26 protein-coding genes and 1 riboswitch are annotated in these 21,517 nt (G+C 43.8%); of the genes, 16 read left to right on the top strand and 10 right to left on the bottom strand.

All coding sequences use genetic code 11. The features are described 5' to 3' along the window. Nucleotides 1–7 precede the first annotated feature (7 nt). Nucleotides 8–1,339, bottom strand: coding sequence for a cytochrome ubiquinol oxidase subunit I (locus MHH79_RS15640; RefSeq protein ID WP_003229073.1), 1,332 nt, complete (start codon nucleotides 1,337–1,339; stop codon nucleotides 8–10). Between the two features lie 205 nt (nucleotides 1,340–1,544). Between MHH79_RS15640 and MHH79_RS15635 the strand changes: the two genes are divergently transcribed. Continuing rightward, on the top strand, nucleotides 1,545–1,793 hold the full coding sequence (locus tag MHH79_RS15635) for a type B 50S ribosomal protein L31 (protein WP_003219346.1): 249 nt from the start codon (nucleotides 1,545–1,547) through the stop codon (nucleotides 1,791–1,793). A gap of 93 nt (nucleotides 1,794–1,886) precedes the next feature. Further along, complete coding sequence (locus MHH79_RS15630; RefSeq protein ID WP_014477744.1) at nucleotides 1,887–2,450, top strand: carbonic anhydrase; 564 nt, start codon at nucleotides 1,887–1,889, stop codon at nucleotides 2,448–2,450. Here the strand turns inward: MHH79_RS15630 and yidD are convergent. Beyond that, entirely contained in the window at nucleotides 2,447–2,674 is a 228-nt protein-coding gene (gene yidD, locus MHH79_RS15625; protein WP_003229076.1) for a membrane protein insertion efficiency factor YidD, read from the bottom strand. The genes MHH79_RS15630 and yidD overlap by 4 nt on opposite strands. Before the next feature lie 128 nt (nucleotides 2,675–2,802). Here yidD and MHH79_RS15620 point away from each other — a divergent pair, with 128 nt between their 5' ends. Next, nucleotides 2,803–3,276, top strand: coding sequence for an S-ribosylhomocysteine lyase (locus tag MHH79_RS15620; RefSeq protein ID WP_003219361.1), 474 nt, complete (start codon nucleotides 2,803–2,805; stop codon nucleotides 3,274–3,276). Nucleotides 3,277–3,395: 119 nt separating this feature from the next. Beyond that, nucleotides 3,396–3,833 carry a FixH family protein gene (locus MHH79_RS15615; RefSeq protein WP_014480629.1) on the top strand — a complete coding sequence of 146 codons (438 nt, stop codon included), beginning with the start codon at nucleotides 3,396–3,398 and terminating at the stop codon, nucleotides 3,831–3,833. On the opposite strand, the gene ytzI is transcribed toward MHH79_RS15615, so the two are convergent. Further along, the gene (ytzI, locus tag MHH79_RS15610; RefSeq protein ID WP_003229081.1) at nucleotides 3,827–3,967 is read right to left on the bottom strand and encodes a YtzI protein; all 141 of its coding nucleotides are present in this window, start codon (nucleotides 3,965–3,967) and stop codon (nucleotides 3,827–3,829) included. The two genes, MHH79_RS15615 and ytzI, sit on opposite strands and share 7 nt — an antisense overlap. 128 nt (nucleotides 3,968–4,095) lie before the next feature. Here ytzI and MHH79_RS15605 point away from each other — a divergent pair, with 128 nt between their 5' ends. The 3 genes from MHH79_RS15605 (at nucleotide 4,096) to ytkD (ending at nucleotide 5,789) form a co-directional block, all read left to right on the top strand. Next, nucleotides 4,096–4,533, top strand: coding sequence for a Dps family protein (locus tag MHH79_RS15605; RefSeq protein WP_003229083.1), 438 nt, complete (start codon nucleotides 4,096–4,098; stop codon nucleotides 4,531–4,533). Nucleotides 4,534–4,698: 165 nt separating this feature from the next. After that, the gene (locus MHH79_RS15600) at nucleotides 4,699–5,103 is read left to right on the top strand and encodes a holin family protein (RefSeq protein WP_014477741.1); all 405 of its coding nucleotides are present in this window, start codon (nucleotides 4,699–4,701) and stop codon (nucleotides 5,101–5,103) included. A 209-nt stretch (nucleotides 5,104–5,312) separates the two neighbouring features. Then, a complete protein-coding gene (gene ytkD, locus MHH79_RS15595; protein ID WP_003229087.1) occupies nucleotides 5,313–5,789 on the top strand; it encodes an RNA deprotection pyrophosphohydrolase in 477 nt (158 codons plus the stop codon). Between the two features lie 26 nt (nucleotides 5,790–5,815). On the opposite strand, the gene MHH79_RS15590 is transcribed toward ytkD, so the two are convergent. The 3 genes from MHH79_RS15590 to MHH79_RS15580 are packed head-to-tail and all read right to left on the bottom strand — an operon-like array spanning nucleotide 5,816 to nucleotide 8,402. After that, on the bottom strand, nucleotides 5,816–6,628 hold the full coding sequence (locus MHH79_RS15590) for an ABC transporter permease (RefSeq protein ID WP_014477740.1): 813 nt from the start codon (nucleotides 6,626–6,628) through the stop codon (nucleotides 5,816–5,818). Then, nucleotides 6,603–7,385, bottom strand: a complete 783-nt coding sequence (locus tag MHH79_RS15585; RefSeq protein ID WP_003229092.1) for an ABC transporter ATP-binding protein — start codon at nucleotides 7,383–7,385, stop codon at nucleotides 6,603–6,605. The genes MHH79_RS15590 and MHH79_RS15585 overlap by 26 nt, the downstream gene beginning before the upstream one ends. 12 nt (nucleotides 7,386–7,397) lie before the next feature. Continuing rightward, nucleotides 7,398–8,402 (bottom strand): ABC transporter substrate-binding protein, encoded by a 1,005-nt coding sequence (locus MHH79_RS15580; RefSeq protein ID WP_100506417.1) that lies wholly within the window; start codon nucleotides 8,400–8,402, stop codon nucleotides 7,398–7,400. Between the two features lie 151 nt (nucleotides 8,403–8,553). On the opposite strand from MHH79_RS15580, the gene MHH79_RS15575 reads away from it, so the two are divergent. Continuing rightward, nucleotides 8,554–9,327, top strand: coding sequence for a prolyl oligopeptidase family serine peptidase (locus tag MHH79_RS15575; protein WP_003246204.1), 774 nt, complete (start codon nucleotides 8,554–8,556; stop codon nucleotides 9,325–9,327). Between the two features lie 51 nt (nucleotides 9,328–9,378). Beyond that, a complete protein-coding gene (locus MHH79_RS15570; protein ID WP_004398611.1) occupies nucleotides 9,379–9,621 on the top strand; it encodes a DUF2584 domain-containing protein in 243 nt (80 codons plus the stop codon). A gap of 38 nt (nucleotides 9,622–9,659) precedes the next feature. On the opposite strand, the gene pckA is transcribed toward MHH79_RS15570, so the two are convergent. Next, entirely contained in the window at nucleotides 9,660–11,243 is a 1,584-nt protein-coding gene (gene pckA, locus MHH79_RS15565; RefSeq protein ID WP_063335754.1) for a phosphoenolpyruvate carboxykinase (ATP), read from the bottom strand. Nucleotides 11,244–11,439: 196 nt separating this feature from the next. Next, a riboswitch (SAM riboswitch) is annotated at nucleotides 11,440–11,578 on the top strand. A 167-nt stretch (nucleotides 11,579–11,745) separates the two neighbouring features. On the opposite strand from pckA, the gene metK reads away from it, so the two are divergent. From metK to alaP, 3 genes are all read left to right on the top strand, one after another. Beyond that, nucleotides 11,746–12,948 carry a methionine adenosyltransferase gene (metK, locus tag MHH79_RS15560; protein ID WP_003229102.1) on the top strand — a complete coding sequence of 401 codons (1,203 nt, stop codon included), beginning with the start codon at nucleotides 11,746–11,748 and terminating at the stop codon, nucleotides 12,946–12,948. A gap of 149 nt (nucleotides 12,949–13,097) precedes the next feature. Further along, nucleotides 13,098–14,996 (top strand): asparagine synthase (glutamine-hydrolyzing), encoded by a 1,899-nt coding sequence (gene asnB / locus MHH79_RS15555; protein ID WP_063335755.1) that lies wholly within the window; start codon nucleotides 13,098–13,100, stop codon nucleotides 14,994–14,996. Nucleotides 14,997–15,132: 136 nt separating this feature from the next. After that, nucleotides 15,133–16,524 carry an alanine permease AlaP gene (gene alaP / locus MHH79_RS15550; protein ID WP_063335756.1) on the top strand — a complete coding sequence of 464 codons (1,392 nt, stop codon included), beginning with the start codon at nucleotides 15,133–15,135 and terminating at the stop codon, nucleotides 16,522–16,524. Between the two features lie 245 nt (nucleotides 16,525–16,769). On the opposite strand, the gene MHH79_RS15545 is transcribed toward alaP, so the two are convergent. Continuing rightward, nucleotides 16,770–17,285: a gamma carbonic anhydrase family protein gene (locus MHH79_RS15545; RefSeq protein WP_004399093.1), complete on the bottom strand. Its 516-nt coding sequence runs from the start codon at nucleotides 17,283–17,285 to the stop codon at nucleotides 16,770–16,772. A 48-nt stretch (nucleotides 17,286–17,333) separates the two neighbouring features. On the opposite strand from MHH79_RS15545, the gene ytpA reads away from it, so the two are divergent. Beyond that, nucleotides 17,334–18,113, top strand: coding sequence for a phospholipase YtpA (ytpA, locus tag MHH79_RS15540; RefSeq protein ID WP_004398545.1), 780 nt, complete (start codon nucleotides 17,334–17,336; stop codon nucleotides 18,111–18,113). 20 nt (nucleotides 18,114–18,133) lie between these two features. After that, entirely contained in the window at nucleotides 18,134–19,237 is a 1,104-nt protein-coding gene (tbcS, locus tag MHH79_RS15535; RefSeq protein WP_100506419.1) for a tetraprenyl-beta-curcumene synthase, read from the top strand. Here the strand turns inward: tbcS and MHH79_RS15530 are convergent. Together MHH79_RS15530 and MHH79_RS15525 are read right to left on the bottom strand one after the other, a co-directional pair. Continuing rightward, complete coding sequence (locus MHH79_RS15530; RefSeq protein ID WP_063335758.1) at nucleotides 19,227–19,811, bottom strand: class I SAM-dependent methyltransferase; 585 nt, start codon at nucleotides 19,809–19,811, stop codon at nucleotides 19,227–19,229. The two genes, tbcS and MHH79_RS15530, sit on opposite strands and share 11 nt — an antisense overlap. Then, a complete protein-coding gene (locus MHH79_RS15525; RefSeq protein WP_015251396.1) occupies nucleotides 19,808–20,773 on the bottom strand; it encodes a TIGR01212 family radical SAM protein in 966 nt (321 codons plus the stop codon). The genes MHH79_RS15530 and MHH79_RS15525 overlap by 4 nt, the downstream gene beginning before the upstream one ends. A 164-nt stretch (nucleotides 20,774–20,937) precedes the next feature. Between MHH79_RS15525 and MHH79_RS15520 the strand changes: the two genes are divergently transcribed. Together MHH79_RS15520 and MHH79_RS15515 are read left to right on the top strand one after the other, a co-directional pair. Beyond that, a complete protein-coding gene (locus MHH79_RS15520) occupies nucleotides 20,938–21,210 on the top strand; it encodes a YtzC family protein (protein ID WP_003229117.1) in 273 nt (90 codons plus the stop codon). A 153-nt stretch (nucleotides 21,211–21,363) separates the two neighbouring features. Then, nucleotides 21,364–21,501: a hypothetical protein gene (locus MHH79_RS15515; protein ID WP_047183067.1), complete on the top strand. Its 138-nt coding sequence runs from the start codon at nucleotides 21,364–21,366 to the stop codon at nucleotides 21,499–21,501. Nucleotides 21,502–21,517: the final 16 nt, after the last annotated feature.

The following is a 21,517-nucleotide window of genomic DNA, read 5'->3' as shown; positions in this document are numbered from 1 at the left end:
GGAGCCATTACGACTCCGCTGTATTTAAATCTTCGTCAACCGGGTGCTTGCGGAAATAATACAGCAGCACGTAGACGACAGCTGCGCCTAACACGGCATAAACAAATGTGAAAAATAAGAACAGCACCCCGATCGAGCCAGTCGTTGTTACGACATCTGACGTTTTCAGCAGATGATAGATGACCCAAGGCTGCCTCCCCGTACATGCGAAAATCCAGCCGAATTCAATGCCGATGAGACTAAAAGGGCCTGCTGTCATGAAAATGACCAAAAGCCACGTTGGGAAACGGTCTTTCTTGAGCACCTTTCTCCAGACCACACCGATAATGGAATAAAGAATAAGCAGCATGCCTACACCGACCATCGCATTAAACAGCGTGTGAATGAAAAGCGGCGGCCATTCATCTCTCGGAAATGCATTTAATCCTTTTACAACAGTGTCAAAACGGTTCGCTGCCAAAAAGCTTAAAGCCCATGGAATCTCGATTGCCCATTTTACTTTTTCTTCATTCGGGTCGGTAAAACCGCCGATAGCGAGCGGGGCATGGGATCTTGTTTCAAACAGGCCTTCCGCACCGGCTAATTTTTCGGGCTGGTATTCGTACAGCATCTGTGCAGATTCGTGTCCGTTCAAAGCGGTCAGCAATGAAAAAATACCGCCGATCGTCAGTGCGAGCAAAAGGGCTTTCCGGTGAAAGCGATAGACCTTTTCCTTTTTCCTCGTCCGGATCATTTTATACGCCGCAACAGAAGCCACGATAAACGCACCGGTCATAAACGCGGACAGTACGACATGGCCGGCAGTGATAAAAAAGCTAGGATTAAAAAACGCAGCCCACGGGTCAACATCTGTAATTTTTCCGTTTAAAATTTTAAAACCGGCGGGCGTTCCTTCAAAAGCGTGAACATTCGTAATCAGAACAGCGGATGCTGCTGCCCCGACTAACACAAAGAAAACAGCAACAATCCTCATTGCAGGTGACAAACGGTCTGCAGCGTATACATAAATCGACATGAAAAGGGCTTCAACAAAAAAAGCATAGATTTCAATTTGAAATGGCAGGGACATCACCCGGCCGATGACTTCCATAAATCCCGGCCATAAAAGCGCGAGCTGAGTGCCCGCGATCGTTCCGGTCGGTATGGCGACCCCCAGCAAAACGGCTTGTGCTTTCGTCCATCTTTTCGCCATGATCGCATAATGGTCATCTTTCGTTTTTTGATAGATCAATTCCGCCACTAAAATCATGAGCGGGAGACCGACTCCAAGCGTTGCGAAAATGATATGAAAGCCCATTGTCGTGCCAAAGAGGCTTCTGGCCAAAACTAAATCATCCACAATCGTAAACCACCTTTCTAAAAAGACGTTCTGTATGTATTTTGGGTTTATTATTTGCTTCCTCGGTTAGATTATTCTTCCTATTCTTAAATGCCATGAGGTTTACGATGCGAAAACAGAGGGAAGGATATAAGAAGATTGACAAAACGTTTGTAAGGTTATAAAATAAAACGTAATTATTACGATTTATTGAAAGGAGATTCACATGAAAGAAGGAATTCATCCGAAGAACCACAAAGTGATATTTCAGGATGTCAACAGCGGCTACCGTTTTCTCAGCACCTCTACTAAAACATCTAATGAAACAGCAGAGTGGGAAGACGGCAACACATATCCTGTCATTAAAGTAGAGGTAAGTTCTGACACGCATCCGTTTTATACAGGCCGCCAGAAATTCAATGAAAAAGGCGGACGAGTTGAGCAGTTCAAAAAACGCTATAACATGGGGAAATAAGGCAGACCAGAGGGTTTGTCTTTTTTTATTATGACGAATAAACAAGGGTTGTGATATATTGAAGAGTAAAAAGAATAGAAAGGGACAACGAACATGAGTCTTCTAAATGATATTCTTGAATTTAACAAGACATTTACTGAACAAAGAGAGTATGAAAAGTATCAAACATCAAAATTTCCAGATAAAAAAATGGCGATTCTTTCTTGCATGGACACTCGTCTGGTTGAACTGCTGCCGCATGCGATGAATTTGCGAAACGGTGATGTGAAAATCATTAAAAGTGCCGGTGCGCTTGTGACACACCCATTCGGAAGCATCATGAGAAGTTTACTCGTCGCAGTGTACGAGCTGAATGCAGATGAGGTGTGTGTGATCGGGCATCACGATTGCGGCATGAGCAAAATCAGCAGCAAAAGCATGCTTGAAAAAATCAAAGCAAGAGGGATTCCGGAAGAACGCATCGAAACAATAAAGTACTCCGGTGTAGACTTTGATCAATGGTTTAAAAGTTTTGATTCAGTGGAAGCGAGTGTGAAAGACAGCGTAGACGTTATTAAACATCACCCGCTGTTCCCTGAAAACGTTCCGGTCCATGGCTTAGTCATTGATCCTAAAACCGGAAAACTGGATCTTATCGTAAACGGTTATAACAATTAATGTTTTTGTTTCTTTTCAGGAACGGGATCGACTCCTCCCGGATGGAACGGGTGGCATTTCAAAATCCGTTTGATTGTCAGCCATCCGCCTTTTAAAGCGCCATGCGTTTTAATCGCTTCGATTCCATATTGGGAACAGGTCGGATAAAAGCGGCATGTTGGCGGTGTCAGGGGCGAGATGAATTTTTGATATCCTCTGATCAGAGCGATGAATAGGGTTTTCATGTTTCTTCAGCAACCTTTCTGATGCAAGTATAAGAAAAAAAACACAGATTGAAAAGTTAATCAATAATTCTTATCGGAAAAGTATGTTATAATGAAATTACATTTTAAAAAAAGGGGAGAGTGCCATTATGCCTTCAGTAGAAAGTTTTGAGCTTGATCATAATGCGGTTGTTGCTCCATATGTAAGACATTGCGGCGTGCATAAAGTAGGAACAGACGGCGTTGTAAATAAATTTGACATTCGTTTTTGCCAGCCAAATAAACAGGCGATGAAGCCTGACACCATTCACACACTCGAGCATTTGCTCGCGTTTACGATTCGTTCTCACGCTGAGAAATACGATCATTTTGATATCATTGATATTTCTCCAATGGGCTGCCAGACAGGCTATTATCTAGTTGTGAGCGGAGAGCCGACATCAGCGGAAATCGTTGATCTGCTTGAAGACACAATGAAGGAAGCGGTAGAGATTACAGAAATACCAGCTGCGAATGAAAAGCAGTGCGGCCAAGCGAAGCTTCATGATCTGGAAGGCGCTAAACGTTTAATGCGTTTCTGGCTTTCACAGGATAAAGAAGAATTGCTAAAAGTATTTGGCTAAAATAAAAAGGACCTTTTTGCGCATAAGCAAAAAGGTCTTTTTTGTGACGTCTCATATTTTGTGTACCATTTGCTGTAAGCGTTTGCTACTATTTAGGTAAACGATGAAAGGGTGATGGCATGAAAAAGATGTTGGTTGTTCTGCTTTTTTCTGCTTTTTTGCTTAACGGATGCGGATCTGGTGAAAGCAAAGCAAATACAGCTGAGACGCCCGAGGTTTTGGATGTCAAGCTGACCGGGCCTGAAAAAGTAAATCCCGGAGAAAGCGCTGCTTATGAAGCAGCCGTATCATATGGTGATGAAGCTGTGACGGATGCCGATGAAGTAGAGTTTGAAGTATGGAAAGAAGGGGAAAAAGACGCAAGCCAAATGTTTAAGGCGAAACAAGAAAAAGGCGTATACCGATTGGAAACGACGTTTAAGGAAGATGGTGTATACACTGTCCAATCCCATGTCACAGCAAAAAAACAGCATAGCATGCCGACCTTAAAAGTCCAAGTCGGAGACGCCGATGCTGCCAGCAATCAGTCAGAAGAGGAGCATTCACATCATCATTGATTGTGTGAATCAGAGTGATTTTCTTGTGGCGGATCAATGGTATGCTTTACATTATAGGCTTTTACAGTCGTCCAAATGGTTACAAGCAAAACAGCCAGCACAATCAAAATACTTATCGTAATGAGAAGCGTCATGACATTCCACCTCCCGTTTTTTAACAATTGTAGCATAATAGTAGAAATCGTGACAGATAAGGGTAAAAAAGAGGTTTTAGCGTACGATATTAAGGGTATACATAGTCATATAACAAGGAGGAGATACCATGTCAGAACAATTGATTCAAGCAGTGAACAAACAAGTAGCCAACTGGACGGTCATGTATGTGAAACTACATAATTATCACTGGTATGTGAAAGGAAAAGATTTCTTCACGCTTCATGAAAAGTTTGAGGAGCTGTACAACGAAACGGCAACTTATATTGATGACTTAGCAGAACGTCTTTTGGCGCTGAACGGAAAACCGATTGCAACAATGAAGGAATCCTTAGAAACGGCTTCTGTCAAAGAAGCGGCTGGAAATGAAACAGCTGAACAAATGGTTCAAAGCGTATATGATGATTTCACAGTCATCGCGGAAGAGCTGAAAAACGGCATGGATTTAGCTGATGAAGTCGGTGACGAAACAACAGGGGACATGCTTCTTGCGATCCATCAAAATATTGAAAAACATAACTGGATGCTAAAAGCTTACCTAGGTTAAGTCCAAAAATAGAACGGCCGGATGTCTTAAAAAAGACGTCCGGCTTTTCTTTTTGTATCTGAAAAATAGGCGACAACCAGTCCATTTTTCTGAAAAATCCAATCCGTTCGGCTTGTTTTCCATAGAATATCGTAAGGCCGTTTCTGTGAAAGGATGTTGGGATAAATGGATAGAGACTTTGGCATCTTTTCGTTTTTAGCAGTCAGCGTTTCAGCAGCGGGTTTTTTCTTTGGAGGTTTTCAGTATTCATTTCTGATTTTGCTCTCTCTTATGGCAATTGAATTTATCAGTACGACTTTGAAGGAAACCATTATTCATAAACTGTCATTTATAAAGGTATTTGCCCGGCTTGTCAAAAAATTAGTCACGCTGGCTCTGATCTCTGTATGCCACTTTTTTGATCAGCTGCTGAATACAGAGGGATCAATTCGTGACTTGGCTATTATGTTTTATATTCTTTATGAATCTGTGCAAATTGTTGTGACAGCCAGCTCTCTTGGCATACCGGTTCCTCAGATGCTTGTCGATCTTTTAGAAACGTTAAAAAATAAATTTAAGCGCAAACCGTAACTTTTCCCTGTTCGCGGGTCATAATAAAGCCCAGAGCGTCGGTCGCACTTTTCGGCAAAAGCTATTGCAAAAAAACTGTACGAGCTAGTCTGCATGCAGAACCTGACGGCGTGCTGGGTTTCCCTTATTTTTTGATAAAAGGCTTCCGAAGAAACGTAACTGTGGTATGATGTATGGAAGATAGCTAGGAACGGATTTGAGGGATAAACATGTACGAGTTTAAAGATTATTATCAGAATACTGTTCAGCTTTCCTTTGACGATCAGCCTTTCTCGGACAGCCCGAAGCATGTCTGGGTGATTTGCCGTTTTGGCGGCAAATGGCTTTTAACAGAACATGAGGACAGAGGCTATGAGTTTCCAGGCGGGAAAGTAGAGCCGATGGAGTGCGCAGAAGAGGCTGCGCTCCGGGAAGTAAAGGAAGAGACGGGCGCGAGAGTCAAAAGCCTCAAGTATCTCGGACAGTATAAAGTTCTCGGAAAAGAAAAAGTGATTGTAAAAAATATATATTTTGCAGATATAGAAAAGCTTGAAAAGCAGGCTGATTACTTTGAAACGAAAGGCCCGGTTTTGTTTCACGAGCTTCCGGAGAACCTTTCCCGCAATAAAAAATTCAGCTTTATTATGAAGGATTCCGTACTTCCGATCAGCTTGAAAAAACTGAAAGAATCTGGATGGATTGAATAAAAAACCCGGCATATATGCCGGGTTTTTTATGTCCTCCCCTTCGTCCATTTCTTTTCCAGCAGCTCGACGCCCTGATACATCAGAGTGGCGAAGATGGCGATGATCAGCAGGCTTAAGAAGACGAGTGTAAAATTGAAGACTTGGAATCCGTAAATAATCATATATCCTAATCCGACCTTCGAAACGAGGAATTCCCCTACAATGACGCCAACCCATGATAAACCGACGTTCACTTTTAGTGTTGAAATAATTGCGGGGGAGGATGCAGGCAGTATGACTTCTTTAAAAATAACCCACTTTTTTGCGCCGAATGTTTTCATGACTTTCGTATAGTTTTCGTCGACCTCTTGGAAGGCGGTGTAGACAACGATGGTTGTGATAATGACGCTGATGATGGCTCCCATCGCAATGATGCTGATAAAACTGGGACCGAGCGCGACAATCAGGATCGGGCCCAGGGCCACTTTCGGCATTGCGTTCAAAATCACAAGATACGGATCTAAAATTCTGGCAAGTCGGTTAGACCACCATAACAAAGCGGCGAGACACGTGCCCATAAACGTCCCAAGCAAAAAGCCAAGCACCGTTTCAAATAAAGTGACGCCGATGTGTGACAGTAAAGAACCGTCACCAAGTTTCTCCAGCAATAATCGCCACACAGCTGAGGGAGAGCTGAAGATCAGCGGATCGATCCAGCCCTGCCTGCTGGAGGTTTCCCAGCCCGAGAAAAAGAGAATAAATATGGCAAGCTGAAAGGAATGGACCTTCCACTTTTCCTTTTTCTGTTTGAATTGATACTGCTCGTGAAGCAGATCAATGGTTTCTTTGCTGTTTCTCAAGAGAATTCAGCTCCTTCCATATCGTTTGAAACAGTGTCTGGAAGGAAGGTTCCTGACGGGCGTCAAAAGGCAACATCGCGGCCAATTCCTTAGGAATGGTAAAAATCTGATGGATGGTGCCCGGCTGATTTGAAAATAAAAAGATCGTATCGCTCATCGCTATCGCTTCCCCTATATCATGAGTGACAAGCACTGCTGTTTTTTGGTATTCCTTTAATGTGCGGAATACCAGGTTTTCCAAAGACAGCTTTGTCTGAAAATCAAGCGCGGAAAATGGCTCATCCAGCAAAAGCAGACTAGGGTTAGGCGCAAGTGTTCTTGCAAGCGCAGCCCGCTGGCGCATCCCGCCTGACAGCTCTTTCGGATATTTTTTCTCCACATCTATGAGGCCGAACTCCGGCAATAGACCGAGTGCAGCGGCTTTGCTTTCTTCTGTCAGCGTGTCGGCGATTTTTAAACCGAGAAGCACATTTTCCTCGATAGATTTCCAGGGAAATAAGTAATCCTGCTGAAGCATATAGCCAATATTATGTTCTTTTTGATTCGGCTCACGGCCTTCAATCAGAACTCTGCCTTCTGATGGCTCAATCAAACCGGCAATAATGGAAAGCAGTGTTGTTTTTCCGCAGCCGCTTGGGCCGAGAAATGAGATGAAATCACCTTTTTCGGCATCGAAATGAATATCCCGCACAGCCGTTGTTTTTTCTTTAATAGAAAAATAAGTATGGGTTACATGGTCGACATGTAAGAAAGACATAGATGGCGCCTCCTATTTCTCCGAGGTGACTTTTTCAGCAATTTCTTTATTTACAAGCTGATTGTATGGAATGTGCTTCGGCAGTTCTCCCGATTGATCCATAATGGTTTGGAGAAGCTCCCATTCTTTTTCGTTAAGCAGAGGGTCTGGCGAATATGAATGCTGTTTTTTATAGCGTTCAATGGAGGTTTCGATGACGTCTGGGTCGGTATCATCAAATTCATCTTTAATGGCATCTGTGATGTCCTTCGCAGAATGATTTTCAACCCACTGCTGCGCCTTATAAATGGCTTTTGTAAACTTGACGGCTGTGTCTTCATTTTTCTTCAAATAGCTTTGTTTCGCCATAAAAGTCGTATAAGGAACCTCTCCTGATTCTTCTCCGAATGAAGCCACGATATGGCCGATGCCTTTTTTCTCAAAGAGAGAAGCCTGCGGTTCAAAGAGCTGTACATACTCACCGGTTCCAGAAGCAAACGCATTGGCAATATTGGCGAAGTCTATGTTCTGGATGAGGTCTATATCCTTATGCGGGTCAATCTTATGTTTGTTCAGCACATACTCGCCGACCATTTGCGGCATGCCGCCTTTTCGCTGGCCGAGAAACGTTTTTCCTTTCAGCTGATCCCAGTTGAAGTGTTCAACATCTTCTCTCGCGACAAGAAACGTTCCGTCTGTCTGAGTCAGCTGGGCGAAATTAATGACGGGATCTTTAGCCCCTTGCGCTTCGACATAAATAGATGTTTCTGACCCGACAAGCGCGATGTCGGAGCCGTTGGAAAGAAGCGATGTCATCGTTTTGTCTCCGCCCCAGGTCGTATTCACATCGACATCAAGCCCTTCTTCCTTAAAAAAACCTTTAGACTCAGCAACATATAAAGGTGCGTAAAAAATTGAATGGGTCACTTCAGCTACTTTGACTTTGGTGAGCGTTTCTTCCTGCTTGCAAGCCGCCAGGGCGAACATCAGAAAGATACTGCCGACACAGGCGAAGCCCAGCCTTAACCATCTGTTCACATAGACAACCTCCTTATTTCGCATCAAGTTAATATCCTTTTTTGCTTTACATATCGTATGATGGGTATAAAAATGTGTGAATGCCTAATCAGGTTCTCCGGATGTAATTTTGGGGTAAGGAAAGCATATAGAAAAAAAGGAGGCGGCTGTTTTGATTGTAGAGAAAAGAAGATTTCCGTCGCCAAGCCAGCATGTGCGTTTGTATACGATCTGCTATCTGTCAAATGGATTACGGGTTAAGGGGCTTCTGGCTGAGCCGGCGGAACCGGGACAATATGACGGATTTTTATATTTGCGCGGCGGGATTAAAAGCGTAGGCATGGTTCGGCCGGGCCGGATTATCCAGTTTGCATCCCAAGGATTTGTGGTGTTTGCTCCTTTTTACAGAGGAAATCAAGGCGGAGAAGGCAATGAGGATTTTGCCGGAGAAGACAGGGAGGATGCATTTTCTGCTTTTCGCCTGCTTCAGCAGCACCCAAATGTCAAGAAGGATAGAATCCACATCTTCGGTTTTTCCCGCGGCGGAATTATGGGAATGCTCACTGCAATCGAAATGGGCGGGCAGGCAGCTTCATTTGTTTCCTGGGGAGGCGTCAGTGATATGATTCTTACATACGAGGAGCGGCAGGATTTGCGGCGGATGATGAAAAGAGTCATCGGCGGAACACCGAAAAAGGTGCCTGAGGAATATCAATGGAGGACACCGTTTGACCAAGTAAACAAAATTCAGGCTCCCGTGCTGTTAATCCATGGAGAAAAAGACCAAAATGTTTCGATTCAGCATTCCTATTTATTAGAAGAGAAGCTAAAACAACTGCATAAGCCGGTGGAGACGTGGTACTACAGTACATTCACACATTATTTCCCGCCAAAAGAAAACCGGCGTATCGTGCGGCAGCTCACACAATGGATGAAAAACCGCTGACAGTGAAATATGTTATGATAAAGAAAAAAGAGAACGAAAGGGGATTTCACTTTGGGAATGCCTGTTGAATTTAATACACTGATTGTGACAAAAGGAAAAGAAGTTCGCATAGATGAGAATATATTCACGTTAGAGAAGGACGGATACCGAGTATATCCGATGGAGATTCCAATGGATGTACGCAAAACAAAGTTTGGCGAAAAGTCAGGCACCGCTGAAGTGCAGAAGCTTCAATGGGAAGAAGGCCGTACCATCATTACATACAAGCTGACTTCTTTGCATTCCGTCAATTAAAACAAGCCAAGAGCATAATTGCTCTTGGCTTTTGTTTTTTATACGAGAGGGCCGCCTGCCTGGGCGATGGCATCGGTATGTGTGAACTTTTTAAAGTTCTCTTTGAATTCATTTGCAAGGTAGACTGCTTTTTCTTTGTATTCTTCCTTGTTGGTCCACGTGTTTTCAGGCTGAAGGATATGATCAGGAACGCCAGGAACATGTGCCGGAATGTGCAGGCCGAAAATATCGTCAGTTATCATTTCAGCATCCTCTAATTTACCTTCAATCGCTGCTTTGACCATTGCTCTAGTGTAAGAAAGCTTCATTCGTTCGCCTGTGCCGTAACCGCCCCCGGTCCAGCCGGTATTGACTAAGAAAACGTCTGCCCCGTGTTCATCGATCTTTTTGCCGAGCATTTCAGCATAGACGTGAGCAGGAAGCGGCAGGAACGGTGAGCCGAAGCATGTAGAGAACGTCGTTTCAGGAGACGTTACACCACGTTCGGTTCCGGCAAGCTTACTCGTGTAACCGCTCAAGAAATGGTACATCGCCTGCTCCTTCGTCAGTTTGCTGATCGGCGGCAGGACTCCGAAGGCATCAGCCGTCAAAAATACAATGGCTGACGGATGGCCGGCCATGCTTGGAGTCACGATGTTATCAATCATATGAATCGGGTAAGCTGCCCGCGTGTTTTCAGTATAGAAGGAATCATCATAATTGGCTTCGCGTGTATCTTCATCAACAACGACATTTTCGAGAACAGACCCGAAACGGATCGCGTTAAAGATTTGCGGCTCCTTTTCCTCGCTTAAATGAATGCACTTAGCGTAGCATCCGCCTTCAATATTAAAGACGCCTGTATCAGACCAGCCATGTTCATCGTCACCGATCAGCTTGCGGTCAGCATCTGCTGACAGGGTGGTCTTGCCTGTTCCTGACAGTCCGAAGAAAAGGGCGACATCGCCTTTTTCACCGACATTGGCGGAGCAGTGCATAGATAAAATATCTCTTTCAGGCAGCAGGAAATTCATAATGGAGAAAATGGACTTCTTCATTTCACCGGCATACTCAGTTCCGCCGATTAAAATTGTCCGCTTTTCGAAAGAGACAATAATAAACGTTTCGGAATGAGTGCCGTCTGTTTTTGGATCCGCTTTGAAATGCGGAGCAGAAAGAATGGTGAACGGCTGCTCAACTGTTTTCTTATCATTTCCTTCCGGACGGATAAACAGCTGCCGCGCAAATAAATTGTGCCATGCGAACTCATTTACGACAGTGATCGGCAGCCTGTATTTCTCGTCTGCTCCGGCAAATCCTTCGAAAACAAACAGTTCATCTCGCTCCTTTAAATAGCTGACAACTTTCGTATACAGCCGCTCAAACGCTTCTTCTGAAATCGGCTGATTCACCGGGCCCCAATCGATCTTATTTTTCGTGCTTTCTTCCTCCACGATGAATTTATCTTTAGGTGAGCGTCCTGTGTAAGCGCCTGTTGTCGCGCGAACAGCACCTGTGGATGTTAAAATGCCTTCGTTTCGGGAGAGGACTTTTTCTGTTAGCTGTGCTGTTGATAAATTATGACGCACATTTGGACATGTTAATAAGGCTTGTAAATCAGCGGTCAAATCAACTGAGTTCATATGAAACCTTCCTTTATCGTTTTTTGTGTTTTGCTAATTGTGAATTAGTATAACATATATTTTCAAATAGTCTATACTATTTATTATTTTTTGTGTGTGCATTTCCATTGTTTTCCCTCAATATAGGTGCCTATTTCTTCTGAATCATATTGACATTGCAAACCCTTTTACGATAAGATATTTCATTGAGCGGATACTCTTATCCCGAGCTGGCGGAGGGACAGGCCCTATGAAGCCCAGCAACCGGTTTCTCTGTTATTTATTATGTTCAACTGAGTGAGACAACCAAGGTGCTAACCTGTTGCAAGGTTGTATGATTCCTTGAGCGATAAGAGTGAAAGGCACAAAGACCAAACCCTTTCCTCGATGGAAAAGGTTTTTTTATTTCATAAATATGCCAATTAACATTCTCTAATATAACTGTACATTGTATAAGAGGGAGCGAGTTCCGTATCATATATACAAGGTCTTTCGGGAGGCCTTGTGCAGGAGGAAGCAAATCATGAGTAAAAATCGTCGTTTATTTACATCAGAATCTGTTACGGAGGGGCATCCGGATAAAATCTGTGACCAGATTTCTGACAGCATTTTAGATGAAATTTTAAAGAAAGACCCTAACGCGCGTGTTGCTTGTGAAACATCTGTGACAACAGGTTTGGTTCTTGTAAGCGGAGAGATCACAACTTCTACGTATGTTGACATTCCGAAAACGGTTCGCCAAACCATTAAAGAAATCGGATACACACGTGCAAAATACGGATTTGATGCGGAAACTTGTGCGGTTTTAACATCAATTGATGAGCAGTCTGCTGATATCGCGATGGGCGTAGACCAAGCGCTTGAAGCCCGTGAAGGCACAATGAGCGACGAAGAAATTGAAGCGATTGGTGCGGGTGACCAAGGATTAATGTTCGGTTATGCGTGCAACGAAACGAAAGAGCTTATGCCTCTTCCAATTTCACTTGCCCATAAATTAGCCCGCCGCCTAAGTGAAGTCCGTAAAGAAGATATTCTTCCGTACCTTCGCCCTGACGGCAAAACACAGGTAACGGTTGAGTACGATGAAAATAACAAACCAGTCCGCATTGACGCGATTGTGATTTCAACTCAGCATCATCCTGAAATTACACTTGAGCAAATTCAGCGCAACATTAAAGAACATGTAATCAATCCGGTTGTTCCTGAAGAGCTGATTGATGAAGAAACAAAATATTTCATCAACCCTACAGGACGTTTCGTAATCGGAGGGCCTCAAGGGGATGCGGGACTTACAGGACGCAAAATCATCGTTGATACGTACGGCGGCTATGCACGCCACGGCGGAGGCGCGTTCTCAGGTAAGGACGCGACGAAGGTAGACCGTTCTGCAGCTTATGCGGCAAGATACGTTGCGAAAAACATCGTTGCGGCTGAGCTTGCTGATTCTTGCGAAGTACAGCTTGCTTACGCGATCGGTGTTGCACAGCCTGTGTCAATCTCAATCAACACATTCGGTTCCGGAAAAGCTTCTGAGGAAAAATTGATTGAAGTTGTTCGCAATAACTTTGATTTACGACCTGCCGGCATTATCAAAATGCTTGATTTGCGCCGTCCGATCTACAAACAAACTGCTGCGTACGGCCACTTTGGACGTCACGATGTTGACCTTCCTTGGGAACGCACAGACAAAGCGGAGCAGCTGCGTAAAGAAGCGTTAGGAGAATAATTTTATAGCCGCTTACTGGTTAAGCGGCTTTCCCTTTTTTATCGTTGTATTCATGTTTATTTTTTTACATAACTGTGAAACCAAATACTATTCACAGCGTCTATAAATAGGGGTTCAATGATGACAATTTTAATTATGGAGGCAATACTATGTGTGGATTTGTCGGGGTTTTTAACAAGCATCCGTTAGCTCAAACCGCTGATCAAGAAGAACTAATCAAACAAATGAACCAAATGATCGTTCACCGCGGTCCTGACAGTGATGGATATTTCCATGATGAGCACGTCGGCTTCGGATTCAGACGGCTCAGCATTATTGATGTAGAAAATGGCGGACAGCCTTTATCATATGAAGATGAAACATATTGGATTATCTTTAACGGAGAAATCTATAACTATATTGAACTGAGAGAAGAGCTTGAAGCAAAGGGGTACACATTCAACACGGATTCGGACACAGAGGTTCTTCTTGCGACTTACCGTCACTATAAAGAAGAAGCGGCGTCCAAACTGCGCGGTATGTTTGCCTTTCTGATTTGGAATAAAAACGATCATGTGCTTTATGGGGCAAGAGATCCATTCGGCATTAAACCGTTGTACTACACAACGATCAATGATCAGGTTTATTTTGCCTCAGAGAGAAAAAGTTTAATGGTTGCTCAGAATGATATTGAAATAGATAAAGAGGCATTGCAGCAGTACATGTCTTTCCAATTTGTTCCTGAACCAAGCACGCTTGATGCCCATGTGAAAAAAGTAGAGCCGGGTTCACAATTCACAATCCGCCCGGACGGCGATATCACATTCAAAACGTATTTCAAAGCGAACTTCAAGCCGGTTCAGACTGAAGAAGACAAGCTTGTGAAAGAAGTCCGAGACGCGATCTATGACTCTGTAAACGTTCATATGAGAAGTGACGTTCCTGTCGGTTCATTCCTGTCTGGCGGGATTGATTCTTCCTTTATTGTGTCTGTTGCGAAGGAATTTCATCCAAGCTTAAAAACATTCTCTGTCGGCTTTGAACAGCAGGGCTTCAGTGAGGTTGATGTAGCGAAAGAAACGGCAGCGGCGCTGGGCATTGAAAATATCAGCAAAGTCATTTCGCCTGAGGAATACATGAATGAGCTTCCGAAGATCGTTTGGCATTTTGATGACCCGCTTGCTGATCCGGCAGCGATTCCGTTGTACTTTGTTGCAAAAGAAGCGAAAAAACATGTTACGGTTGCTTTATCAGGTGAAGGAGCGGATGAGCTCTTCGGCGGATATAACATTTACCGTGAGCCGCTTTCGCTTAAACCGTTTGAACGGATTCCGTCCGGCCTGAAAAAGATGCTTCTGCACGTTGCTGCCGTTATGCCTGAAGGTATGAGAGGAAAGAGCCTGCTTGAGCGCGGCTGTACTCCGCTTCAAGATCGTTATATCGGTAACGCGAAAATCTTTGAAGAGTCTGTCAAAAAGCAGCTGTTGAAGCATTATAATCCGAACCTTTCATATCGCGATGTGACGAAGACTTACTTTACAGAAAGCAGCTCGTACAGCGATATCAACAAAATGCAGTATGTCGATATCCACACTTGGATGCGCGGCGACATTTTGTTAAAGGCGGATAAAATGACGATGGCGAATTCTTTGGAACTGCGTGTGCCGTTCTTGGATAAAGTCGTATTCGACGTCGCTTCAAAAATTCCTGATGAGCTGAAAACGAAGAACGGCACGACGAAGTATCTTCTTCGCAAAGCCGCTGAAGGAATTGTGCCTGAGCACGTATTAAACCGCAAAAAGCTTGGTTTCCCTGTACCGATCCGTCATTGGCTGAAAAACGAAATGAACGAATGGGTGCGGAATATTATTCATGAAAGCCAAACGGATGCTTATATCCATAAGGATTATGTCCTTCAGCTTCTTGAAGACCATTGTGCGGACAAGGCTGATAACAGCCGTAAAATCTGGACTGTACTGATCTTTATGATCTGGCACAGCATCAATATTGAAAAACGGTATATGCCTGAAGAGCTGAGCCATCAGCCTAAAGAAGTCATCTTTGTGTAACAGACAACAAGGCTTTCGAGTAGTCGAAAGCCTTGTTGTTATCCTTTTATTTCTCCATCATCATTGATTTACCCGATCTATACGGAATATTCAGAAAAATGATTTAATGATATTTTTTTCTAGGGGAGAAGAAAGCATGCAAAAACAAAAACAAGAGCTGCACCGCGGACTCGAAGAAAGGCATATTTCTTTAATGTCTTTAGGAGCTGCTATAGGAGTAGGGTTGTTCCTCGGCTCCGCATCAGCTATTCAATTAGCAGGGCCTGGTATTTTGGTAGCGTATGCCGCAAGCGGCCTGGTCATGTTTTTTATTATGAGAGCGCTTGGGGAAATGGCCATTCAAAAACCGGTCGCAGGCTCCTTCAGCAGGTATGCGCGTGATTATTTGGGACCGCTTGCAGGCTATTTAACAGGGTGGAACTACTGGTTTTTATGGGTTGTCACCTGTATGGCCGAAATTACTGCTGTCGGCATCTATATGGGGTTCTGGTTTCCGGACGTACCAAACTGGATTTGGGCATTATCGGCGCTGGTCATTATGACGGGTGTTAATTTCCTGGCTGTCAAAGCTTACGGCGAGCTGGAATTTTGGTTCGCATTGATTAAAATTGTTGCGATCTTATCCATGATTGCTGTCGGTTTATTGATGATTATTGCAGGAGTCGGCAATGGAGGCATTGCAACCGGAATCAGCAATTTGTGGAACAACGGAGGATTTTTCCCTCATGGATTAAAAGGGGTTCTATTGTCTCTTCAAATGGTCATGTTCGCCTATTTAGGGATTGAAATGATCGGGGTGACGGCTGGCGAAGTGAAAAACCCGCAAAAATCGTTAGCCAAAGCAATCGATACAGTATTTTGGCGGATTTTGATTTTTTATGTAGGCGCTTTATTTGTCATTATGTCTATTTACCCGTGGCAGGAAATTGGCTCTCAAGGAAGTCCATTTGTTCTCACATTTCAAAAAGTGGGCATTCCATCGGCAGCAGGTATCATTAACTTTGTCGTGTTGACTGCCGCGCTGTCTTCATGCAACAGCGGTATTTTCAGCACAGGACGGATGCTGTTTAACTTGGCGGAACAGAAAGAGGCGCCACAAGCATATGGTCAGCTGACGAAAGGCGGCATCCCGGGTAAAGCTGTTCTGGCTTCAGCGGGGGCTTTATTAGTTGGAGTGCTGTTAAACTATGTTGTCCCTGCGAAGGTATTTACTTGGGTTACAAGTATTGCGACGTTCGGAGCGATTTGGACGTGGGCAATCATTTTGCTTTCTCAAATAAAATACAGGAAAAGTTTGAAGCCGGAAGAAAAGAAACAATTAAAGTATAAAATGCCTTTATTTCCGTTTACGTCTTATGTGTCATTGGCATTTCTAGCATTCGTCGTCATTCTTATGGCTTACAGCCCTGATACAAGAGTAGCCGTGATTATCGGGCCGATATGGTTTCTCATCTTGCTGGCTGTGTACTATGGAAAAGGGTTTCATAAAAAAAATGCAGCTTCTGCCAGCGAACGAAATATCAGCTGACAAAAAGAGCTCCCAGTGGGCTCTTTTTTTGTGTGCTCATAGAAAATAGAGAACAGGAAAGAATAGGTATGTGTTTTTGCAGAGGCTGTTTACAGTTTTGTGATAAGATAAAAGTCATACGTTTCATGCTATATGTGAACGTTTTATGGAAAAATCGAAACCCGAACTGTTATGACGTCCGGGTTAACGATGGTTATTGCTTTCAAATATAATTTGAAAAATGTTAAAGTAAGACGAAGCAGGTCTTATGTTTGTTGAAGAAATTTATAATATTGGCCCTTTTCTACATATTCTGACCGTATTCTTTGCATATCTTTTCGGTCTTCTTCCGTCAAAGGGCGGATAACTTTTGCAGGGCGGCCAAAGGCGAGATGGCCAGGCGGAATGATTTTTCCGGGCGGGACAAGACTGCCGGCACCAATAAAAGCGCCTTCGCCAATTTCGGCTCCGTCTAAAATGATTGAGCCCATGCCGATTAAGGCGTTCTTGCGGATAACAGCGCTATGAAGTGTAACCTGATGGCCTATCGTGGCGTCATCTTCAATGAGTAGCGTCTTGTTCGGGCTTTGATGGAGGCAGCTTAAATCTTGGATATTGACTCTGTTTCCGATTCTGGTCGGCGCAACATCTCCCCTTATGACAACAGAAAACCAAATGCTGGACTGTTCTCCGATAACGACATCACCGGTAATTGTTGCATTATCAGCTATAAAGGCTGTTGGGTGAATATCTGGCTTGTGTTCCTTATAAGGGTAGATCATAAGTTTCATCCTTCTTTCTCTATTTAAATTTCGTATGAGGTGAAGAGCATGTGGACCTGGAAAGCAGACAGACCTGTTGCAGTGATTGTCATCATTCACGGGGCAAGTGAATATCACGGACGATATAAATGGCTGATTGAAATGTGGCGGTCTTCGGGTTATCACGTAGTCATGGGCGATTTGCCTGGACAGGGAACAACGACAAGAGCGAGAGGGCATATTCGCTCGTTTCAAGAATACATTGATGAAGTAGATGCTTGGATAGATAAAGCGCGAACCTTTGATCTGCCGGTTTTTCTTCTAGGTCACAGCATGGGCGGTCTGGTCGCGATTGAATGGGTTAAACAGCAAAGAAATCCCCGGATTACGGGAATTATTTTATCATCACCGTGTCTCGGACTGCAAATTAAAGTCAATAAAGCGCTTGATCTTGCATCAAAAGGCCTGAATGTCATCGCTCCGTCACTTAAGGTTGATTCGGGATTATCAATTGATATGGCGACGCGCAATGAGGACGTCATCGAGGCTGACCAAAATGATTCGTTATACGTCAGGAAAGTTTCTGTCAGATGGTACAGAGAGCTTTTAAAGACAATTGAATCGGCAATGGTGCCGACAGAGGCATTTTTGAAAGTTCCGCTTCTTGTGATGCAAGCCGGTGATGACAAGCTTGTTGACAAAACGATGGTCATCAAGTGGTTTAATGGTGTTGCTTCTCATAATAAAGCATACAGAGAGTGGGAAGGGCTTTACCATGAGATCTTCAATGAACCCGAGAGAGAAGATGTCTTTAAAGCAGCAAGAGCGTTTACTGATCAATATATTTGAACTAGTAGGGGGTGCATGTGTTGACAGTACCGGAACATCCTTTTGGATTGATGGCAAAGGTATATCGAGATATTTTTCCGCTCGTTCATCAAGAGCTGGACATATGGAAACAAAAATCAGAATCGATTCATAACAGTGAATTGAAAGCACAGGCAACCGCAAGTATTCGGGACAAAACGTTTCACTGTGAAGGCGGCGGCATACTGGCCTTATTGTCAGGCAGCCAAAAGCAGAAATGTGTCGAGTTTATCATCGCGTATCAAACGATTAGTGATTATTTGGACAATCTGTGTGACCGCAGCACCTCGCTGGACCCGCAGGATTTTCGGATGCTCCATGCCTCAATGCAGGACGCACTGACAGTGGGGGCGGAACTGCAAAATTATTATCAATTCAGGGAAGAACAGGATGACAGCGGATATCTGCACGAACTGGTCAAAACGTGCCAGCGTGTCCTTGGTTCCATTGAGCACTATGACATGATTAAACCTTATCTGCTTGAACTGTGCGGCTATTATTGCGATTTGCAGGTGCATAAGCACGTTATTGAGCATGAGCGTGTTCCGCGGCTTGAAAAGTGGTTTACTCAATATGAATCAGAGCTGCCTGAGATGGAATGGTATGAATTTTCAGCCTGTGCAGGCTCAACGTTAGGCATTTTCTGTCTGGTTGCGTATTCGTTCCAGCCTGATTTCACAGAAAGCACCGCTAAAAAAATCCGCGACAGTTATTTTCCTTACATACAGGGTCTTCATATTCTTCTTGATTATTTGATTGATCAAGAGGAGGACTTGCTGGAAGGAGACTTGAATTTCTGCTCGTATTATCAGTCTCATGAAGAGATGATGAATCGGCTTGAACACTTTATCCATAAAGCCGACGAGCATTTACAAGGCATTCCGCATGAAAACTTCCATCGTTTAATCAATCGCGGCTTGCTTGGTGTTTATTTGTCAGATGATAAAGTGGCAGGCCAAAAGGAAATGGGCCAGCTCGCAAAGAAGCTGATCAAAGCCAGCGGAAAAACCTCCCTTTTCTTTTATATCAACGGCAGAGCCTACCGGAAATTTCAAAAAATGTCCTGGATGAAAAACTCAAAGAAAAAAGCTCAAATCATTTGCTGATCTGAGCTTTTTTTTCGATGGCGACAATAAATGGCGGGTCATTTTGCTGATTGATAAATCCGTATGATAATACACGGGCTGTTTGTTGGTCCAAGTCCCGGCAAAACTCGAGCACGTCGTTTTTTTCAGCTTTGCCTTCCGGGTGGCCATGATAGACGACGAGAACAATCAGACCTTCGTCTTTCATGATGCTGAGAAGCTGTTCAATTGCTTTGATCGTAGAACTGCCGTTTGTCGTAATTGATTTGTCCCCGCCCGGCAAATAGCCGAGGTTAAATACCGCGGCCGCCACTTTGCCATGTGTTTCAGGCGGAAGGGATTCAGCAACTTTATCATGGCTTTTGTGAAATAACGTTGTTCGCGCTTGATACATGTCACCGAGCCGTTCCTTTGTATTGGCCACGGCTGATTCTTGGATGTCGAATGCGTATACATGGCCGTTTTTACCGACAAGCTCCGCTAAAAACTGCGTATCGTGTCCGTTGCCCATTGTCGCATCTACGACAATATCTCCTTCTCCCGCGGCCATTTTCAGCAGTGCTTTGCTGTAAGGAAGAATTTTCTTCAAAATCATAGCGCTGATTCCTCCTCAAGCCGCTGAAAGAACTTTCCTTGATAGCTGCCTCGATTTTCTAGCTCTTTATTAATAGCGCCAAGCACTTCCCATTTGTTGACGCTCCACATTGGCCCGATCATCAACTCAATCGGTCCGTCACCTGTAATGCGGTGGACGATCATTTCCGGCGGAATGATCTCAAGCTGATCGCAGACGAGCTGCACATAATCATCTTGAGAAAGAAATTCCAGCTTTCCCTTTTCATATTGCTTGACCATCGGCGTGCCTTTCAGTAGGTGAAGCAGATGGATTTTAATGCCCTGGACGTCCAAATCTGCGACGGCCTTTGCCGTTTCCATCATCATGTCCCGGTCTTCCAAAGGCAGCCCGTTGATAATATGCGAGCAGACACGTATGCCGTGTTTTCTTAATTTATTGACGCCTTCCACATAGCAGTTAAAATCATGTGCGCGGTTGATCAGAAGTGCAGTCCGTTCATGAACTGTTTGAAGCCCAAGCTCCACCCACAAATAGGTGCGTTCATTCAGCTCTGCCAGGTAATCAACGACATCATCAGGCAGACAGTCAGGGCGTGTGGCGATCGAAATGCCGACCACATCATCAAGCGCTAGCACTGATTCGAATTTTTCGCGAAGCACTTCAACCGGCGCATGCGTGTTGGTGAAAGCCTGAAAATAAGCGATGTATTTGCCGTCCTTCCATTTTTCGTGCATGCGGTTTTTGATGTCGTGGAATTGCGTAATTAAATCATCGGCCCGGTTTCCGGCAAAATCGCCGGAGCCTGCTGCGCTGCAAAACGTACAGCCTCCGTGGGCTACGGTGCCATCCCGATTTGGACAGTCAAAACCGCCGTCAAGCGCTACTTTAAACACCTTATGGCCGAAATGTTCTCTGAGATGATAATTCAATGTATGATAGCGTTTTTCCGTATTTGAATAAGGAAAAGGATTGTTCTGCATTACAATTCATGTGCCTCCTTGCGTACGATTGCATCCTAAAATTGTAGCACGCATTTCACAAGAGAACAAATGAATATCGACCATAAATTACTTTATTGAACAAAGTCAGATGAGGCTACAATATGAATGATGGATGAATTCCATTACCAAGAGGAGGGGTTACTGTGGCAACAAGACAATCAGTAGATGAACATCTCCAGCAATGTATGCAGGCCTATGATTATGCTGAAGAACAGCTGAAAATCGCTTCTAAACAAGAGCATTATAACGATCAAGAATATAGTGATGCACAAATGCAGCTAGAAGATGCGGTAAATGCCTTGAATAAACTATGGCTGTCGTCAAATGATCAGCAGAGAGAACAGCTGTACAGAATGAGACTTCAGCTTCAATCTTTGCAAAATAATATGATCCTGCAGCACCCTCTTGATGTGTAGGAAACGGACCCTTTTAAAAGGGTCCGTTTTTTTGTAAAAAAAGGATTGACTTTGTGAGTCAAAGTATTTATTGTATTAAGTGTACTAATTGAAGTAATACACTGTAGACACTAATATAAAATCATTTATATATTGACATTAAGGGAGGCAGTTATGAAACATAAAAAACGAAACAAACGTAACGTGCCAATGCTGATAGCGGCATCTGTGATCGCTTGTTCTTTTTTTCTTGTTCTTGTGATGATCGGTTTTGAATGGCAAAAAAGTCTAATTGATCATTTTTATCTATAAAAGGTTCAGATCGTAT

Origin of the sequence: Bacillus sp. FSL K6-0993 (genome assembly GCF_037977205.1) — a bacterium.
In the GTDB taxonomy this organism is placed as follows: domain Bacteria; phylum Bacillota; class Bacilli; order Bacillales; family Bacillaceae; genus Bacillus; species Bacillus subtilis.
This window is presented reverse-complemented; position numbering and strand designations above follow the sequence as displayed.

What these genes read in the sequence shown, in the direction of transcription:
- MHH79_RS15635 (WP_003219346.1), top strand. Translation starts at nt 1,545, where the DNA reads ATGAAAGAAGGAATTCATCCGAAGAACCACAAAGTGATATTTCAGGAT.
- MHH79_RS15630 (WP_014477744.1), top strand. Translation starts at nt 1,887, where the DNA reads ATGAGTCTTCTAAATGATATTCTTGAATTTAACAAGACATTTACTGAA.
- yidD (WP_003229076.1), bottom strand. Translation starts at nt 2,674, where the DNA reads ATGAAAACCCTATTCATCGCTCTGATCAGAGGATATCAAAAATTCATC.
- MHH79_RS15620 (WP_003219361.1), top strand. Translation starts at nt 2,803, where the DNA reads ATGCCTTCAGTAGAAAGTTTTGAGCTTGATCATAATGCGGTTGTTGCT.
- MHH79_RS15615 (WP_014480629.1), top strand. Translation starts at nt 3,396, where the DNA reads ATGAAAAAGATGTTGGTTGTTCTGCTTTTTTCTGCTTTTTTGCTTAAC.
- ytzI (WP_003229081.1), bottom strand. Translation starts at nt 3,967, where the DNA reads ATGACGCTTCTCATTACGATAAGTATTTTGATTGTGCTGGCTGTTTTG.
- MHH79_RS15605 (WP_003229083.1), top strand. Translation starts at nt 4,096, where the DNA reads ATGTCAGAACAATTGATTCAAGCAGTGAACAAACAAGTAGCCAACTGG.
- MHH79_RS15600 (WP_014477741.1), top strand. Translation starts at nt 4,699, where the DNA reads ATGGATAGAGACTTTGGCATCTTTTCGTTTTTAGCAGTCAGCGTTTCA.
- ytkD (WP_003229087.1), top strand. Translation starts at nt 5,313, where the DNA reads ATGTACGAGTTTAAAGATTATTATCAGAATACTGTTCAGCTTTCCTTT.
- MHH79_RS15585 (WP_003229092.1), bottom strand. Translation starts at nt 7,385, where the DNA reads ATGTCTTTCTTACATGTCGACCATGTAACCCATACTTATTTTTCTATT.
- pckA (WP_063335754.1), bottom strand. Translation starts at nt 11,243, where the DNA reads ATGAACTCAGTTGATTTGACCGCTGATTTACAAGCCTTATTAACATGT.
- metK (WP_003229102.1), top strand. Translation starts at nt 11,746, where the DNA reads ATGAGTAAAAATCGTCGTTTATTTACATCAGAATCTGTTACGGAGGGG.
- asnB (WP_063335755.1), top strand. Translation starts at nt 13,098, where the DNA reads ATGTGTGGATTTGTCGGGGTTTTTAACAAGCATCCGTTAGCTCAAACC.
- alaP (WP_063335756.1), top strand. Translation starts at nt 15,133, where the DNA reads ATGCAAAAACAAAAACAAGAGCTGCACCGCGGACTCGAAGAAAGGCAT.
- MHH79_RS15545 (WP_004399093.1), bottom strand. Translation starts at nt 17,285, where the DNA reads ATGATCTACCCTTATAAGGAACACAAGCCAGATATTCACCCAACAGCC.
- ytpA (WP_004398545.1), top strand. Translation starts at nt 17,334, where the DNA reads ATGTGGACCTGGAAAGCAGACAGACCTGTTGCAGTGATTGTCATCATT.
- MHH79_RS15530 (WP_063335758.1), bottom strand. Translation starts at nt 19,811, where the DNA reads ATGATTTTGAAGAAAATTCTTCCTTACAGCAAAGCACTGCTGAAAATG.
- MHH79_RS15525 (WP_015251396.1), bottom strand. Translation starts at nt 20,773, where the DNA reads ATGCAGAACAATCCTTTTCCTTATTCAAATACGGAAAAACGCTATCAT.
- MHH79_RS15515 (WP_047183067.1), top strand. Translation starts at nt 21,364, where the DNA reads ATGAAACATAAAAAACGAAACAAACGTAACGTGCCAATGCTGATAGCG.